Raw genomic sequence first — 16,047 nt, forward strand, 5'->3', positions numbered from 1 at the left:
AATGAGTGAGAAAATTGAAAACATATTAATCGCCACTGATGGATCTGAGAATGTAAAGAATGCGGTAGATTGGGGTATAGATCTTGCAAAATCAACCGATGCAAAGGTCAAGGCCCTATTTGTCATACCGCCAGTAGGTGTTTCTGCTGCAGTTCGCGGAGAAAGCTGGGCTGAAGGAACGCGTACCCATTTAGAAAAAGAAGGCAGGGATGCCACTGACTATGTTGTTGAAGTGGGTAAAGCAGCTGGAGTCGAAGTAGAACCAGTTACCATTGAAGATTACCCTTCTGAGGGGATTGTAAACTTTGCTAAGGAAAACAATACAGATCTCATCGTAATGGGGACACTGGGTGCAACAGGTCTAACCCAGCTCTTATTGGGAAGTGTAGCAGAAAATGTCGTACGTCATGCGAAAACGTCTGTGATGGTCGTCCCATAAGACAACCAAACTATAAATAATTCAAAGATGGAACATTTCCATCTTACTATTTTTTCATGATCAACTAAATAGACTCACCTTTTAAAGCAATATTAAAGCAAGAAACCTTAAACTATACCGGGAATATATAAGAAAGTTCAAAACTCCTCGTTCCGCTACTTATATCCCAAAAAATCACATAGATATAGGGATGGGTAGGGTATAATGCAGGATGAAAATTGTTTTATTCACCATCAGATCACAATGAAAGGAATTTATAGCATCTGATGTAGTTTATTTCCTTGTTCATCAATATACAATAATATTATATGTAATCTTTTCAAAGTACTATTATCTTTTTATTTTTCCATTTTATTTCTATTTCAATATCTTTTTGGCCTTTTTCAATTTTGAAACCGTATTCTACGTCCATGTTGCCATCGGGTATCTCAACATATTCTTGTCCGATCTCTATTTTTCCAGCCTCAATTTGGTTCTTAAACTCATCCAAAAATCCAATAAGTTCCTGTTTATTGTATGAATAATTCTTTTCAATTTCCTTTTCTGGTTCTGTCATATTTTGAAGAATCAGTATATGATATTTAACATAACCTGATATATAGTATAGTTGATAAGAAGAGTCGGGAAATTAATCCTCGCTGTTGCACTTAAAAGATAAAACCTGATATATTGAAAAATATGAGTGTTATTGGGGATGGGTGTACAAGAAAAAGGAATTACCGTCACAAGCCTCGTTAACCCCCCATCGAAGACATATATTGTATATGCATTTATCTATTGTCGATTTTAATTAAAGTCTAAACATACATAAAAATCAATTAAAATGTTATTGAAAATTTCTAATTGCATACAATATTTCTGGCCATTTTGTATATATATAAAGACCACATTTATCAATTTGGAGTGAGAGGAAAGGCAATTCTCACCACAACCAGTCGTAATAGGGATTGCGACTGAAAAGAGGAGTGGGGTATGAGTTGAGAGCATTGGGAAAAGGCCCCTTTGCTCTCAAATCCTCTTTACACTTTGACTGATAGAAGGACTTGAAATGTATTTTTATCATTGCCTTCTTTAACAATAATCCTAACATCCCTGCCCGTAAAATGGCATTTGGAAAAGTTTTGGAACTTTCAGCCAATTAATCGTTTCAGTTTTTTCAGTGAATAGGTGTTCGCAATATCATCCTTTGTAAGCCATCCTCGGCATGCTTGTCCGATACCGTATTTCATGAAATCCAGTTGTGCAGAGGAATGACTGTCGCTGCTTATGCAAAACTTGAGGTCATATTCTTTGGCCTGTAAAATCAGGTTGTCGTTAAGGTCAAGCCTTTCGGGCTGGCTGTTTATTTCCATAAGTTTACCGTTTTCTGCCGCGGTTTCGAAGATTTGGTCAAGGTCAACATCATATGCTTCCCGAATACCGATCTTGCGGCTTGTAGGATGTCCCAGCACATGCAGGAATTCATTTTGCAGGGCCGTAGTTATCCTTTCAGTCATTTTCTTTTTGGAAGACTTATAACCGGAATGAATAGATCCCACGACAATATCCATTTCCTCAAGAATGTCATCCGGACAATCCAAACTTCCATCAGAAAGGATATCCACTTCAATACCTTTCAGGATATCTATATCAAAATCCTCGCGGAGGCTATCTATTTCCTTCCACTGATCTTTTACCTTATCGGTCCCTAAACCACCGGCAATCTTGCGGGATCTGGAATGATCAGTGATACCAATATACTCATATCCCAATTTATCGGCCTGTGTGATCATAGAATTGAGGCTATCCGTACCGTCACTGTAAGAGGTATGGACATGCAGATCACCCCTGATATCTTCTAATTTCACCAGTGAAGGAAGTGTATTTTTTGCACATTCCAGCTCTCCCCTGTTTTCCCGCAGTTGTGGCGGAATGAAATTTAGACCTAATTTTCCGTAGATCCTATCTTCTTTTTTTCCTTCAATCTTTTTTTTGGAATCCTCTTTAAACAATCCATATTCAGAAAGCTTATAGCCTTTCGAGAGGGCAAGATTTCTCAGTTCGATGTTATGATCCTTTGAACCTGTAAAATACTGTAATGCTGCTCCATAACTACTTTCAGGAACCACTCTCAAATCTACATGACCGCCGTTTTGCAATATTATTGTACTGCGTGTCTTACCCCGGGATTCAACCTCGTCCACATTTTCAAAATTAACAAAGGCATCCATGACTTCTTCAGGATCCGAAGCAACAACCAGTATATCAATATCCCCGATCGTTTCCTTCATCCGCCGCAGAGATCCAGCGTAATCTATTTTTTTCAGGGTAGTGTTTTCTTCCATATAAGCTATAATTTCTTCAGCCAAATCCATTGCTTTTGGTAAAAGCATGCGTTCATGGCTTTTTTCGTATTGGGAAATTGCTTTATCCAGATTTTCTTCAGTCTTTTTTCCAAACCCTTCAAGTTTGCGGATCTCCTGATTTTTAATTGCCTCTTTCAGATCGGGTATTGATTGTATGTCAAGTTCATCCATGAGTTTTTTTGCCTTTTTAGGACCAAGCCCTCTAATCTTTATTATATTACTAGCACCCCTGGGAGTTTGCTTTTTTATCTTTCTAAATTCTTCCACAGACCCGGTCTCAATATATTCAACAATGTGGTCTGCAATACGGCTCCCAACACCGGGAATATTTTCCAATCCTTCCCTGCCCTTTTTTGAGTAGAGCCCTGAGATGTCTTCCCTCATATCCCCTATTTTTCTGGCTGCTTTGCGGTATGCACGAGGTTTCCACTCTACTTCTTTATATTCAAATATATCCGCAATCTCATAGAGCAGTTTGGCTATTTCCCGATTGATCATTTCAGATGTTTCACCTCTTCAACTGTAGTTGCATTCTCTGGGCCTTTGTCATACCTTATTCTAAGGAAACGTGGAAACCTCATGCATATCCATTCCCTGAATTTTCCTGACCTGATGTATGGGAGGGACTAGAAGTAATCTCCGAACCAATTACTTCGATGACAACAGCTGGTTCAATATATTTATCTGGTTGCATATTACTGTCTACCAAAATGTTGACAGGTTGTTTTTCAACGGCATATTTTTCTAGAAGATCGTTGATTTCCGCAAAGTCTTCATCTTTGAAACCCGTACCCACTTTAGCCAGAGTTTCATACCTTTTTTCGCTTTTATTGAGCACAGCACATAACAATGCTCCAAATGAACCTTTGCGCCTCCCTTTACCATGATAACTTCCAACAATCACCAGGTCAAAGGTTTCTCTTACGTCTTCAATATATTCCTTTTTCCACTTAACCCACAACCAACCTCTTTTTCCCGGCCTGTAAGTGGATTTAGCCTTTACTGACTTAATAATTATGCCTTCCATCCCCTTCTCCACACAAGCATCGAAAAAACGCTGTATCCGGGAGAAATCTGCACTCACAACCCGACCTGCAAGTTTTACTTTTTCTGTCTCTACGAGATTTTCTTCCAAAACTTGTCTTCTTTCAGGATAAGACCTATTCATCAGGGATTTACCATCGAGATATATAACATCAAAGAAAAAAACGGCAACAGGGATTTTTTCCACATATTCCTTGACATGATACTTTCGCCTGCGCTGCATAAGCTCCTGGAAAGGAAGGAACTCCCCTTGCCTATAGGCAACTATTTCTCCATCTAAGACAACTTTTTCAGCTTTTACACTTTCGCGAACAGCCTCAATGACATCAGGAAACTGTGCAGAAATATCAGTTAGCCGCCTTGAGAACGCCTTTATATTATCTCTGTCCACATGTACCTGAACCCTTTCTCCATCATATTTTTCCTCGGCTGCCATGGTTGCAGAGAATTTCTCATTCAGCCCCTCCATAGTATCTACCCTGCTGGCTAGCATCATTTGGACAGGCCTGCCAATCTTAATGGAAAACTTACCCAGTGAACTCATCCCGTGCTTTGCCAGAGACTCGCCAAGCTGACCGATATCAGTACATATATTGTATGTATCTTCCACTTTGGCTGTATTATTCCGGCTACCTGTAAAGGCCAGAGCCAGAGCTTCCAGAAGAAATTTCTCACCAAAACCCAGCCTCAGATTTCCCCGTGCAATACGCATAATATATCTGGATTCCAAAGGCCTGGCCTGTGACAGGACTTCTGCGAGTAGATTTATCTTTCTTTTTTGGCTACCCTTTCCCGAAACGTCCCTTATCTGCACAAAATGCTGAAAAACATACTTGAGTGTAAGTGAACTTCGCTGTCTATCATTAAGATCAGAAGCCACATCCCCCAGATCTCCTTGATTCTCAAATGCAATCTCTACTTTTTCCATATCCACATCATAGGCCTGGGAGATGGCTTGTATACCATATTTATCTCCAATTCCCAAATCAATTTTTTCAAAACGGGGACCTATTGTACCCAGTGCAAGATATGCGGTTATTTTCACCTCTGCCGGCTCAAGTCTTTGAAAATGCTCTGCCAGCAATTCAATTATTTTCTTATGAGATGTAGAATTATCTAATTTTTCATAAAGTTTCACAAGTTTCCGAAATGACTACATGCCCTCCCCACCTTAAAAGATCCTGTATAAATTTGTGTTTACTACCAGAAATAGCTTTAGATGGCCCATATAGGCGATACTTTTAACAACCATCAAAAAAGAAGAATGTATGGAAGGTATGGGGGCTGATTTGTAGCTGTGGTGAAAGAATTTGTTTCATTCTGGTTTAACCGCAGGTATAAGAAATCAGAATATCCTGTTCGCATGCCTTTCATTTAATAGGAGTGGGAAAAATGAATGGAAGTGCACCTAAATTTTTGTCAGCAAGTACAATCGAAAAAGACAAAGTAGAAGATTTAAACGGTGAAGACATTGGCCATATAGAAGAACTGATGATTGACCTTGACTTTGGTACGGTTGCCTATGCAGCCCTTTCCTTCAAAGACAAGTTATTTGCAGTTCCCTGGGAAGCATTATCTCTGAAAGAAGGAAAGCACAGGTTTGTATTTCATCACGACAGGTCTCTGCTTGAAGAATCGGAAGGATTTGATAAAGATAATTGGCCTTTGTCCAATGAGCGCAAATGGCTGACGGATGTCTATGCAAAATATGGATTTGCTCCTTACTGGGAGAAATAATCTCCCAGTTAAGTTTTATATTGGATAGTGCTTCTCACACTACACTTTGTTTTCCTATCAAAAATCCAGTGTACCAATAATACGTGCAATACTGTAATTTTGTATATCTGCATAATCTACCCTCAACTCCCATATTGATGTGGGTGGCACAGCTATTTAGGAATTTTGTGGCATAGAGGACCTGCAATAATTACAACTACAAACGTGTTGAAATAAGGATCGTACCATATGGCTAGCCTAAATTATTATTAATGATTCTCATTGACACACTCTCTATTTATGGAATGAAAAGCAATAATTTTTTAGCCTTATGATTTGCAATGTAGTTTATGATATGATAAAATAGGGAACAGTACAATCAATCCAAATAACTAGCACTTTAATTTATATCTGTACTGTGAACTTCAGATAATAGTAGAACAAATATCCATGATTATACATGTAATAGAAATTAACTTAAATTTTAATAGTAATTCGATTTGAACTGATAAATAACAGCAATAACAAAATATATGTTGTTAGTTTGCTAAATTGTTCATGAATAATATTGTTCATAATTAATAAATCCGGATTTTTTTATATAGATGCGAATCCTAGTGTATAATTAGGAAGTATCCGTGGAAAATCATGATCCAAAAAAGCAAAACCTCCGGAAAGGGCACGTTTAAAAGCCACCCAGCATGTTATCTTACAGCAAAAGCAGGAATGTTACTGGTAGCATCTATATTTTTCTGGCACATATTTACAAATACAGGTCTAAAAATGGTTCAGACCTTGGGATCTGCTGGTATCATAATCGAGCCGACCATGTTCGGTGAAATGTTCCAGTATCCGATATACGCAGCAATAGGACTCTGTGCATGGGCATTGATAATAATTGCACTGGCATCCACCCCAATAATATTCAATAGTCGGTTTTTCTCATACAGGAAAAATATTCCTACAATTCATCCAGGGAATTAAACCAATCCCGGCAATAAATATTTCTCTATTTTAATTTCAGTATTAGTTTTACCATTTTCCATTTAGAAAAACAGCTATCTCATCCTTATTCCTTCTGCTACACAGACATTGGATTTATACTATACAAACTGCCAACATAACAATTCATACACTTTCTAAATTTTGAAAGTTATAAATTGATTTTCTAAAAAATATTCATCAAGAGGTACTGTGAACGTAAATGTACCTACCCTTATCAACTTCACTGTCCAGCCAGATACTCCCACCATGCATTTCTACATATTTTTTAACAAGGGCAGGCCCAGACCGGCCTCTCTCAATGATGAACATACCATTAAAACGGTAATCAATACCTGATAAAAAAGAAAATAGACTTTTTTAGATCCAAACAATCATGCCAGAGAATTGTTCTTATCTGCTATTTCATCGTTAAGAGGATCAATTTCATCATGATATGATTCTATGTAATTAGAAACCTCTTCAGCTTCTGGATATCTGGCGATATGATATATAGCATCCCCTTCATGAACCAGCGGCAGATTTGTCTTTCCGATCACAATCCCAAAAATTGAACACATAACTTTTGTTTCAACCTCACCCAGTGGGTCACCTACATAGGCCAGTAAATCTCCTTTTTTGACCAATGTCCCCAGAGGAGATATTGAACGTAATATTCCGCTTTTAGGAGACCTGACCCATTGGGTCGATTTAGAAATCACAGTCTTGTAACCTTTCTTTTTTCTGGCCCTTGTTCTCATACCTAAATGATGCATAACTCCAAGTATACCCCTTACACCTGCTCGAATTGCGACCTCATCAAAACGAAGTGCTTCACCTGCTTCATATAATAGAAATGGTATATTTTTCTCACGAGCAGCTTCACGCAGAGAGCCGTCACGCAATTCAGTATTGATTATGACCGGTACGCCAAAAGCACGGGCTAAAGCTTCTGTTTCTGTATCATCTAACAGACATGCACGTATCTGAGGTAAATTTTCCCGGGCAACAGCTCCTGTATGAAGATCAATTATATGACTGCAATGTTCTACTACTTCGGCCATCAAGATATTTGCCAGTCTGGATGCCATTGAACCTTTTTTAGAACCCGGAAAAGAGCGGTTCAGATCTCGCCTATCAGGTAAATAACGAGACTGGGAGACAAAACCAAAAACATTTACAATTGGTATGGTTATAAGAGTGCCCTTGAGATTATTGATCGTTTTATGTGCAAGGACACGACGAATAATTTCTACACCGTTGATCTCATCCCCGTGAATAGCAGCACATACGAGTAGGCAGGGGCCAGGTTTGCGTCCATGTATAACATGAACTGGCATTGAAGCCGATGTGTGAGTATAAAAGCTGGGAATCGGTAATTCAATGGATTTCCTTGTTCCTGGCTGGATCGTATTTCCTGCTATTGTTATCGGTGGTTGCATCGATTAACCTTTCCCTTTGGTTCGTGTCTTACCAAATTTACTGTTTTTCTCAATATAATCAATTATCATACCTGCAATATCTTTGCCAGTACTGGATTCTATACCTTCCAAACCTGGACTAGAATTTACTTCCATCACCACAGGTCCATGATTGGAACGTAAAAGATCAACACCTGCAACATTAAGTCCCATTATTTTTGCAGCACGTACAGCCGTTGAACGCTCTTCAGGTGTGATTCTGATAGTAGTTGCTGTTCCTCCCCTATGTATATTTGAACGGAATTCACCTTCTGGCCCCTGTCTTTTCATGGATGCCACAACTTTACCCCCAACAACAAAACAGCGTATATCGGCTCCCTTGGATTCCTTTATGTATTCCTGCACCAGGATATTTGCATTTACACCCATAAATCCTTCAATAATACTTTCTGCAGCTTTTTGTGTTTCTGCAAGCACTACACCTATACCCTGAGTACCTTCAAGAATTTTAACAACAAGTGGAGCACCACCAACCATTTTTACCATGTCTTTTACATCATCGGGTTTGCTTGCATACACAGTCACAGGCAAACCTATACCCCTGCGGGAGAGTAACTGTAAGGAGCGTAGTTTGTCCCTGGAACGGGTAAGTGCAACTGATTCATTCAAAGGAAAAACACCCATCATCTCAAATTGTCGCAAAACTGCAGCACCATAGAATGTAACAGATGCACCTATACGGGGAATTACCGCATCAAAATCGTTCAATTCCTCGCCTTTATAGTGAATGGAAGGTTTGTGAGAAGTAATATTCATGTAAGCGCGCAGTACATCTATAACCTGAATTGTATGCCCTTTCTTTTCTGCTGCTTCAATTAAACGACGAGTTGAGTAAAGTTTCTTATTCCTTGACAATAAAGCAATCTTCATTCGTTTACCTCAGGTTTTATCCCATATAGTTCGTATAATGTTTTTGTATCCAGTTTCCCACACATAAATGATGCAGTCGGATTTACCATTGCTCTTTTCTTAAGTGCATTACGCCCCAGTAACATCTTGAAACGCATAGTATCCCGGCCCGTAAGCGTTAGTTCAATGGGATATATATAAGTGTCAAAAACAACAGGTGTTTCGATGACGTAACGCATCTCCCTATGACCTCCAGAATCGGTCACCTGACGTCTATCCTTAAGAGGTGCGTTACATTCAATATAGAAATTTAAGTTTTTTTGAATGGGATGAACCAGAAATCGAACCATATCAATATTATTCTCTCTGTAAATCTCGATATCAAACGCATGAAGTGAAGATGTTCTGGCGCCTGTATCTACTTTCGCTTTTATGGCATGCAGTCCTAATTCGGGTAGTGCAACCCACTCCCTCCATCCAAGCATCAAGCCCTGTTCTTTTTTAGTCATAAGACATCTTCACTGTGAACTTTTTTGACATATCATTCTAAGTAAAAAGGACCTATTCCTTAGCAAAGTGGTGTTTACGCAAATGATACATCTATTTTCATAACTTTAAGAAGCAAATCCAACTTAGAGTATATATATGTTTTTGCAAGATTTTTATTGACTTCAAAATATACTTAACTTAACATGGTGCCTAAATTATGCTTTATCCACAGAAATGTTCATGAATAATATTGTTCATAATTAATGGGTCCGGATTTTTTTATATAGATGCGAATCCTGATGTGTGCTATAGTAAGTACCTATGGAAAATCATGATTCGAAAAAACAAACTCTCCAAAACGGGCATTTTCAGAAGCCATCCAGCATTTTATCTTACATCAAAAGCGGGAATATTGTCAGCAGCATCTATATTCTTCTGGCAAATGTTCACACACACAGGTATCAAAATGATCCATACCCTGGAAACTGTGGATATCATAATAGATCCGGCTATGTTCGGGGACCTGTTCCAGTATCCAGTATATGCAGCAATCGGACTCTGCACATGGGCATTGATAATAATTGCACTGGCAGCCACGCCTATAATTCTTAACAGTCGGCTTTTCTCATACAGGAAAAATATTCCTGCCATTCATCCCGGAAATTAAATTAATCTCCGGGAAAATTTTGAAAATCAGATTTTTGATAAAATTTTCCATATAGCAGTGAATTCTAAACATAGATAATTTCTCGTCCTATTTCCTGCTTTTTGAAGAATACATTGTTATAATAAATTGAATGTTAACTAAACCCAACCAAAGTCCCACTAACTTCACGAGGAAGCCTATAGAACATAATTAAAATTAACTTAAGCGGTATTCAAATACCAAACTACAGAATTGGAATTGGAATTGAAATAAAAATAGGGATTTGGGAAATACCCAAATCTTTTTTTTTGCAAAATCAGAAGATTTAAACTACTTCACCGAATGCGAATTTACGCATTACTTTGGTGACTTTAACAGTGACTTCATCGCCGACTTCGGTGTTTGGAACAAAGATGACAAAGCCGCTAACTCTTGCAATGCCGTCTCCTTCTCTTGCGATATCTTCGATGGTCACTTCATAACTTTCGCCAGCTTCTACTGGTGCACTTGAATCCATGTTGTTAAACAAATATTACACGTCCTTTCTAATGAAGCTTAAAACAGATAATTAACTAGTTGGAAAACATAGGAAAATAGTAAATACGGTAAAAGTAAAAACGTATAAACCTAATATTTATCGCAGTAGCCTTAATCTCTTGAAAGCAATCACAATACGATGTTATGGTATATATACCTTTTGAATAGGGAGGTGTGAAAAATAAAATCTCCCTGTGGCTGGATTACTTCTTCTCTTCCGATAACAGAATTTTCACAAGGGCAGCTGCAACATCCACTGAAGCATAATCTTCTTCCAGTAAATTTTCGACCCAGTGCTCATATTTGCCAATGTGCCCATCATCGATTATCTTCTTGACGTTTTGTGACAGCATTTCAGCCCTGATATCTTCAACATCACTCTGGGAAGGAACATTTTTCCTTGTGATCTTTGCCTTTGTGTGTTTTTGTATATTTTTGATCTTACGGATGTCCTTACCGGAAGCAAAGGTTATTGCAACTCCTTCTTTGCCTGCCCTACCGGTTCTGCCTATCCTGTGGACATATGATTCCTCATCCTGAGGAATGTCATAATTGAAAACAGCCTCAATGTTCTCCACATCGATACCACGGGCAGCAACATCGGTTGCAACGAGTGTCTCAATTTCCCCTTTCCTGAAATTGGACATGACACGTTCCCTTTGTGCTTGTCTCATATCACCATGCAGTCCATCTACAAGATAACCTCGTGCTTTGAGAGTTTCAACCTGTTTATCGACATTTTTCTTGGTATTACAGAAAACAAGAGATGACTTGAAATTGTAAATATCTATCAAACGACACAAAACTTCGGTCTTTGCATTGCTTTTGACTTCGAAATAGAATTGTTCAATCTGGGGAACCGTTAATTCCTTATGAACAGTCTTTACCATCTGGGGATTTTGCTGGTATTTCTTTGTGAGTTTAATAATTGGCTGTGGCATCGTAGCAGAAAATAGAACTGTCTGCTTTTGGCTAGGCACGCGACTGAGAATAAATTCAATATCCTCCCTGAAACCCATATCAAGCATTTCATCAGCTTCATCAAGAACCAGCATTTTAACACCATCAAGTTTCAGTGTCTTCCTCTGGATATGGTCCAGAACTCTCCCGGGAGTACCAATTACAATGTGTACGCCTCTTCTCAGGGCCTTTATCTGCCTGTCTATTGGTTGACCACCGTAAACCGGTAACATTTTGGTATTCTGGTACTTGGCAAGGTTGCTCATCTCCTCAGCAACCTGATTTGCCAGTTCTCTGGTTGGACAGAGGACCACTACCTGGACCTTCTTACTTTTGACATCCAGCATTTCAAGAGCAGGTATCCCAAAGGCAGCAGTTTTACCGGTACCGGTCTGCGCCTGTCCTATTACATCCTTACCTTCCATAAGATAGGGAATAGATTGAGACTGAATAGGAGTGGGTTCCTCAAAACCCATGTCTTCAACTGCACGTTCAATATTTTTCGATAGATTCAAATCTTTAAAAGTTAATGATTCCATGGTAAAATTCCTTTTATATTCTGCTATCACAGTATCCTGAAAAATTGCCTGACACAGAATAGGTGCCTGTATAGGCATCTTTGGGGATAATGATGATTAATTAAATGTACTTGTTCTAAATGTTTCTTTAAACAAAAAGAGGCATGATCCATAACAACGGCAAGTATATAAAGGTTGTCGGTAAGCAAAGGATTTCATAAAATGGTTTTAATGAAACTGTATATATTTAGTGGTTCTTTACAACGAGCCTATACTGAAATTGCCAAATAAGCCCAATCTAAAAGCAAAAAATAGAAAAGTATATCAAAGAAAAATAATCAAATATCCGCAGACTCACTTTGCTTACTGCCTGTTTCCTGTTCTTCCACCACGTCCCTCTGCTGTGCCACTGCTTCGGCGTGTGCAACCGCGCCGCGAAGTCCTTTACGTCTTCTGTCCAGGGAGCGCAAAGATTCGCCTCTGCCGTATAGCAGGAGTACATCATTAACTTCAATACGTGTGGATGCTACAGGGGCTCCAATGTATTTACCGCCGGGTTTTTGGATACCAAGAATCAGTACTCCCTCATCCACAAGGTTCAACTCATTCAGGACTTTGCCGGCCAGCCAATCTTCAGAGCCAACTTCCAGTTCTGAAACCTGATAATCCCCACCCAGGTAAATTAGGCTTGCAGAATCCGATGTCTGGATATCAGTCCATCTGGTAAGAGAAAAAGTGATAACACGGCTGAGAAATCGATCGGCTTTTTTGCTACGGGTAATGATTAAAATCACTAGCATACCAAGTGTAATGACAACGATATAACTTAGCAGTGTATCAGACGAGGGACTCAGGAAAACAAGGACTACAGAGGCCATCAGGGTTATTATTCCGGCATTTCCCACAAGCATAAGCAACATCAGTATCCTGCGCCTTACAGGATGATTCATCATTTTTTCAGATTCCGTGGTAGTAAATCCCGCACCTGTAAGTGCAGACCTTGCCTGAAAGCGTGCGACTTCACGGGAAAGACCGGTTAGGGTTAATGCAATCGTGGCTATACGATTGATAAAAAGAGATAAAATAATTACTGCAAAAACCGTAATAAATGCCGCTATCATTTAGAAGTTTGCTCCTAGTGTCCTATTGGACCTGAAACCATTTATCATTTTCTGAGTTAATGGAATGACAAAATAAACAAAAACAATAGGAGAGGAGGAAAATTAGGCAATTCGGTGAATTGCCCTTTAATGATCAGCTGATAAGGTTGGCATAAGCGGCCAATCTGTACAGAGAAAACAATCCGAATGCCAGAATAACCATCATGAAAACCATTTCATAAATGGTCATGCTACGGTTTGCTTGTCTGGTAAGATCACTTTTCTCATGTATAGATTCATTTTGGTAAATTTCCATTTACTAACCTCCGTTTATCTATTATTCACATATATTGTGATGTTTAATCATTACAAATATCTATAATGATTTATCATTAATAAACCTTTCTGCCCACTATAAACCACACCCAAAATTTGCCGGCATCCGCAAATAAATATTGTGAAAAACTCGCATCTATGCCATTTTAATATAATCTAATCCTTCTGTACTCCATAATAGGCAATATATTATGTACAAAGCCCCATCAATTCGACAAAGGCTTAAGAAAAGACAGCAGCAAGCAAATCTTTGTGTCGAGTATGTATATCTGCAATAAATTAAAACAGTTATTCATGAAAAAATGTGGAAAATATCGGATCAATGATGCACATTGCCATTATGGAACAAATTCAATCTTTATGACAATGGCGCTACGGCCCACCACCAGAATCAGCAATAACATACAAAGGCTGCAGGAGAACATGGATCGGAACAATGTTGAAAACTGTGTTCTTTTTGCACAACCCGAACCGTCAAACACTTTCGGGCATTTCTGGAAAGGCCTGTTCTACCATCTCAAAAATAAATCCCCAGACCCTGATGAACCATACTCTGGTTGGAAGATAGATTATACCAGAGCAAACGAAGAAATATGGTCAATTGATGATGACCGGGTCGCTTTTATACCGTTTATAGCTGCAAATGATAGTGCCGAAAATATTGCAAAATATGAAGATGAAAACGAAAAACCTCCTGCAGGGATAAAGTATTATGGAATCTATGGAAATATGCCTGATGATTCAATTCTGAGTTATATGAATGAAAACTGTATGAACCTCCTTTTACACATCCCGATGGCGTGTAGTAAAGACCCTTGTAGATTACTGGATAAAGTGGAACAATATCCGGATATTAATTTTCAGCTTGCACATCTAGGGGATGGTATCCCTGAAATTATAAAAGCAGTTAATGATCTTGACAATCTCTATCTGGATACGGCAATGTCAAACCATGAAGCATACAGGTACATGTATAAAGAACATGGCACGACTACTGAGGATATAATAACCGGCCAGCCTGAAGGAAAAGTCCTTTTTGGTTCAGATGAACCCTGGGGAAACCTTCAGGAACAACTCCAAACCATACTTAAACTACAGGAAGAGGGAACTCTTTCAACAAAGGATGTTGACAGAGTGTTGTACAAAAATGCAGCACATTTATGGGATTTCTGAACTGCAGGATAACTTCAAGTAATAGCAATCCCAAACTGTTATCGCATTGTTTGATTTGATTATGATCTTTTTAAGGAGGATAAATATGTCAAAAAAGATGTGCTCCTGGAAAAAAGATGATATAAAGAAAATACAAAGGAATTTAAAAAAACTTATTAATAATCCTTCATATTACTGCAATAAATATGGCAGGGTTGTAAAGGATGACAAAAACCTCTGCAAGGCCAAAAAACTATAAACTGGCCTTGAAATGGTAGCATTAATCTCCCGCATTATTCTTCTCTGTACCGTTTTCTCCTACAAAAACTTCTCCAAACAGCGAATTATCATATATTCAGATATTCGATGCTTCCCTTTATGCTTGCTGAAGATTCCTTTAGTGCCTGTTTCTGCTCTTCTGTCAGTTCCAGCTCTATTATCCCTTCAATGCCATCACAACCAATTTTGGCAGGTACACCGAAATATATTCCTTTCTGGCCGTATTCCCCCTCCAGATAAGCAGAAACAGGTAAGATTCTCTTTTCATCCCTCAGGATTGATTCAACCATCTGGACTATGGCAGCAGAGGGTGCATAAAAGGCACTACCCTGTTTGAGAAGAGCAACGATTTCAGCACCACCATGAATAGTACGTTCTACAAGTCCTGCAATGACATTTTCTCCAAGCAATTCTGGCAGAGGCGTCCCGAATACTGAAGAATGCTGGGGAAGGGGAAGCATCTGATCCCCATGACCACCTATCACCATTGCTTCAACATCTCTTTTGGAGCAGGCAAGCTCATCGGCAATAAAACTGGCAAAACGTCCTGTATCAAGTATTCCACTCATTCCAAACACACGATTTGGTTCAAAACCGGTGACTTCCAGGGCTACATAAGTCATTACATCAAGAGGATTGGTAACAGCAATAACAATAGAATTAGGTGCATATTCTTTGATGTTCTCACAAACATCTTTCATGATTTTAGTATTGATATTTATCAGATCAGCCCGGCTCATACCGGGTTTCCTTGCAGCACCGGCAGTTATGATCACTATGTTCGAACCGACGATATCCGCATAGTCATTACTACCCTTGATTTTAGTATCATATCCTACTATGGCTCCTGCTTGCATCAGGTCCAGGGCTTTTCCCTGTGGTAAACCTTCAACTATATCCACAAGGACAATGCTACCGAACTCCATTTCGGCAAGTCTCTGCACAGTAGTTGCACCAACATTCCCTGCTCCTATTACTGAGATTTTAGTCATGGCAAAAGCACCTTTGATGCGATTGTTTTAAGAGGATATCAAATTAGAATTTTTTATAATTAAACCTATTCTTTTGCTACTTAAATTGCTGTTCCATATTAGAGGCATTATTGAAAACATTGGTTTAAAATATACAGAAAATATAACTGGAGTTGATATATAGAATGTAAATTAACCAAAAAC

General features: G+C 38.8%; 18 protein-coding genes. 7 read left to right on the forward strand and 11 right to left on the reverse strand.

All coding sequences use genetic code 11. The features are described from left to right. The first annotated feature begins 1 nt into the window (after position 1). A complete protein-coding gene (locus A9957_RS00455; protein WP_096711300.1) occupies positions 2-439 on the forward strand; it encodes a universal stress protein in 438 nt (145 codons plus the stop codon). A gap of 319 nt (positions 440-758) precedes the next feature. Here A9957_RS00455 and A9957_RS00460 read toward each other — a convergent pair whose 3' ends face one another. The 3 genes from A9957_RS00460 to A9957_RS00470 all read right to left on the reverse strand — a co-directional run bounded on the left by A9957_RS00460 (position 759) and on the right by A9957_RS00470 (position 4,966). Beyond that, a complete protein-coding gene (locus A9957_RS00460; protein WP_096711299.1) occupies positions 759-995 on the reverse strand; it encodes an amphi-Trp domain-containing protein in 237 nt (78 codons plus the stop codon). A gap of 574 nt (positions 996-1,569) precedes the next feature. Further along, positions 1,570-3,282, reverse strand: coding sequence for a DNA polymerase/3'-5' exonuclease PolX (gene polX / locus A9957_RS00465; RefSeq protein ID WP_096711298.1), 1,713 nt, complete (start codon positions 3,280-3,282; stop codon positions 1,570-1,572). 79 nt (positions 3,283-3,361) lie between these two features. Continuing rightward, entirely contained in the window at positions 3,362-4,966 is a 1,605-nt protein-coding gene (locus A9957_RS00470) for an ATP-dependent DNA ligase (protein ID WP_241646005.1), read from the reverse strand. Between the two features lie 254 nt (positions 4,967-5,220). On the opposite strand from A9957_RS00470, the gene A9957_RS00475 reads away from it, so the two are divergent. The 3 genes from A9957_RS00475 (at position 5,221) to A9957_RS00485 (ending at position 6,885) form a co-directional block, all read left to right on the forward strand. Further along, positions 5,221-5,565 (forward strand): PRC-barrel domain-containing protein, encoded by a 345-nt coding sequence (locus tag A9957_RS00475; RefSeq protein WP_096711297.1) that lies wholly within the window; start codon positions 5,221-5,223, stop codon positions 5,563-5,565. A gap of 627 nt (positions 5,566-6,192) precedes the next feature. Continuing rightward, positions 6,193-6,528, forward strand: coding sequence for a hypothetical protein (locus A9957_RS00480; protein WP_096711296.1), 336 nt, complete (start codon positions 6,193-6,195; stop codon positions 6,526-6,528). Positions 6,529-6,738: 210 nt separating this feature from the next. After that, the gene (locus A9957_RS00485; protein ID WP_164909061.1) at positions 6,739-6,885 is read left to right on the forward strand and encodes a hypothetical protein; all 147 of its coding nucleotides are present in this window, start codon (positions 6,739-6,741) and stop codon (positions 6,883-6,885) included. Between the two features lie 35 nt (positions 6,886-6,920). Here A9957_RS00485 and A9957_RS00490 read toward each other — a convergent pair whose 3' ends face one another. Genes A9957_RS00490 through A9957_RS00500 form a run of 3 tightly spaced genes read right to left on the reverse strand, consistent with a single transcriptional unit; the run spans position 6,921 to position 9,364 of the window. Continuing rightward, positions 6,921-7,967: a succinylglutamate desuccinylase/aspartoacylase family protein gene (locus A9957_RS00490; RefSeq protein WP_096711295.1), complete on the reverse strand. Its 1,047-nt coding sequence runs from the start codon at positions 7,965-7,967 to the stop codon at positions 6,921-6,923. A gap of 3 nt (positions 7,968-7,970) precedes the next feature. After that, entirely contained in the window at positions 7,971-8,876 is a 906-nt protein-coding gene (rimK, locus tag A9957_RS00495; RefSeq protein WP_096711294.1) for a 30S ribosomal protein S6--L-glutamate ligase, read from the reverse strand. After that, a complete protein-coding gene (locus tag A9957_RS00500) occupies positions 8,873-9,364 on the reverse strand; it encodes a RimK/LysX family protein (protein ID WP_096711293.1) in 492 nt (163 codons plus the stop codon). The genes rimK and A9957_RS00500 overlap by 4 nt, the downstream gene beginning before the upstream one ends. Before the next feature lie 311 nt (positions 9,365-9,675). Here A9957_RS00500 and A9957_RS00505 point away from each other — a divergent pair, with 311 nt between their 5' ends. Continuing rightward, on the forward strand, positions 9,676-10,011 hold the full coding sequence (locus A9957_RS00505) for a hypothetical protein (RefSeq protein WP_096711292.1): 336 nt from the start codon (positions 9,676-9,678) through the stop codon (positions 10,009-10,011). A 304-nt stretch (positions 10,012-10,315) separates the two neighbouring features. On the opposite strand, the gene A9957_RS00510 is transcribed toward A9957_RS00505, so the two are convergent. The 4 genes from A9957_RS00510 to A9957_RS00525 form a co-directional block, all read right to left on the reverse strand. Continuing rightward, a complete protein-coding gene (locus A9957_RS00510; protein ID WP_013037550.1) occupies positions 10,316-10,507 on the reverse strand; it encodes a TRAM domain-containing protein in 192 nt (63 codons plus the stop codon). Between the two features lie 223 nt (positions 10,508-10,730). After that, positions 10,731-12,026, reverse strand: coding sequence for a DEAD/DEAH box helicase (locus A9957_RS00515; RefSeq protein WP_105460218.1), 1,296 nt, complete (start codon positions 12,024-12,026; stop codon positions 10,731-10,733). A 317-nt stretch (positions 12,027-12,343) separates the two neighbouring features. After that, the gene (locus A9957_RS00520; RefSeq protein WP_096711291.1) at positions 12,344-13,126 is read right to left on the reverse strand and encodes a TrkA C-terminal domain-containing protein; all 783 of its coding nucleotides are present in this window, start codon (positions 13,124-13,126) and stop codon (positions 12,344-12,346) included. 133 nt (positions 13,127-13,259) lie between these two features. Further along, positions 13,260-13,421 (reverse strand): hypothetical protein, encoded by a 162-nt coding sequence (locus A9957_RS00525; protein WP_164909062.1) that lies wholly within the window; start codon positions 13,419-13,421, stop codon positions 13,260-13,262. Between the two features lie 443 nt (positions 13,422-13,864). Between A9957_RS00525 and A9957_RS00530 the strand changes: the two genes are divergently transcribed. Continuing rightward, on the forward strand, positions 13,865-14,614 hold the full coding sequence (locus A9957_RS00530) for an amidohydrolase family protein (RefSeq protein WP_292342817.1): 750 nt from the start codon (positions 13,865-13,867) through the stop codon (positions 14,612-14,614). 85 nt (positions 14,615-14,699) lie between these two features. Further along, positions 14,700-14,852, forward strand: a complete 153-nt coding sequence (locus A9957_RS00535; RefSeq protein WP_164909064.1) for a hypothetical protein — start codon at positions 14,700-14,702, stop codon at positions 14,850-14,852. Between the two features lie 88 nt (positions 14,853-14,940). Here the strand turns inward: A9957_RS00535 and mdh are convergent, their stop codons facing one another. Continuing rightward, entirely contained in the window at positions 14,941-15,864 is a 924-nt protein-coding gene (mdh, locus tag A9957_RS00540; RefSeq protein ID WP_096711289.1) for a malate dehydrogenase, read from the reverse strand. Between the last annotated feature and the right edge of the window lie 183 nt (positions 15,865-16,047).

This window comes from Methanohalophilus sp. DAL1, assembly GCF_001683555.1.
GTDB classification, from domain to species: Archaea; Halobacteriota; Methanosarcinia; order Methanosarcinales; family Methanosarcinaceae; genus Methanohalophilus; species Methanohalophilus euhalobius.

What these genes read in the sequence shown, in the direction of transcription:
- A9957_RS00455 (WP_096711300.1), top strand. Translation starts at nt 2, where the DNA reads ATGAGTGAGAAAATTGAAAACATATTAATCGCCACTGATGGATCTGAG.
- A9957_RS00460 (WP_096711299.1), bottom strand. Translation starts at nt 995, where the DNA reads ATGACAGAACCAGAAAAGGAAATTGAAAAGAATTATTCATACAATAAA.
- polX (WP_096711298.1), bottom strand. Translation starts at nt 3,282, where the DNA reads ATGATCAATCGGGAAATAGCCAAACTGCTCTATGAGATTGCGGATATA.
- A9957_RS00475 (WP_096711297.1), top strand. Translation starts at nt 5,221, where the DNA reads ATGAATGGAAGTGCACCTAAATTTTTGTCAGCAAGTACAATCGAAAAA.
- A9957_RS00480 (WP_096711296.1), top strand. Translation starts at nt 6,193, where the DNA reads ATGATCCAAAAAAGCAAAACCTCCGGAAAGGGCACGTTTAAAAGCCAC.
- A9957_RS00490 (WP_096711295.1), bottom strand. Translation starts at nt 7,967, where the DNA reads ATGCAACCACCGATAACAATAGCAGGAAATACGATCCAGCCAGGAACA.
- rimK (WP_096711294.1), bottom strand. Translation starts at nt 8,876, where the DNA reads ATGAAGATTGCTTTATTGTCAAGGAATAAGAAACTTTACTCAACTCGT.
- A9957_RS00500 (WP_096711293.1), bottom strand. Translation starts at nt 9,364, where the DNA reads ATGACTAAAAAAGAACAGGGCTTGATGCTTGGATGGAGGGAGTGGGTT.
- A9957_RS00505 (WP_096711292.1), top strand. Translation starts at nt 9,676, where the DNA reads ATGATTCGAAAAAACAAACTCTCCAAAACGGGCATTTTCAGAAGCCAT.
- A9957_RS00510 (WP_013037550.1), bottom strand. Translation starts at nt 10,507, where the DNA reads ATGGATTCAAGTGCACCAGTAGAAGCTGGCGAAAGTTATGAAGTGACC.
- A9957_RS00515 (WP_105460218.1), bottom strand. Translation starts at nt 12,026, where the DNA reads ATGGAATCATTAACTTTTAAAGATTTGAATCTATCGAAAAATATTGAA.
- A9957_RS00520 (WP_096711291.1), bottom strand. Translation starts at nt 13,126, where the DNA reads ATGATAGCGGCATTTATTACGGTTTTTGCAGTAATTATTTTATCTCTT.
- A9957_RS00525 (WP_164909062.1), bottom strand. Translation starts at nt 13,421, where the DNA reads ATGGAAATTTACCAAAATGAATCTATACATGAGAAAAGTGATCTTACC.
- A9957_RS00530 (WP_292342817.1), top strand. Translation starts at nt 13,865, where the DNA reads ATGGATCGGAACAATGTTGAAAACTGTGTTCTTTTTGCACAACCCGAA.
- A9957_RS00535 (WP_164909064.1), top strand. Translation starts at nt 14,700, where the DNA reads ATGTCAAAAAAGATGTGCTCCTGGAAAAAAGATGATATAAAGAAAATA.
- mdh (WP_096711289.1), bottom strand. Translation starts at nt 15,864, where the DNA reads ATGACTAAAATCTCAGTAATAGGAGCAGGGAATGTTGGTGCAACTACT.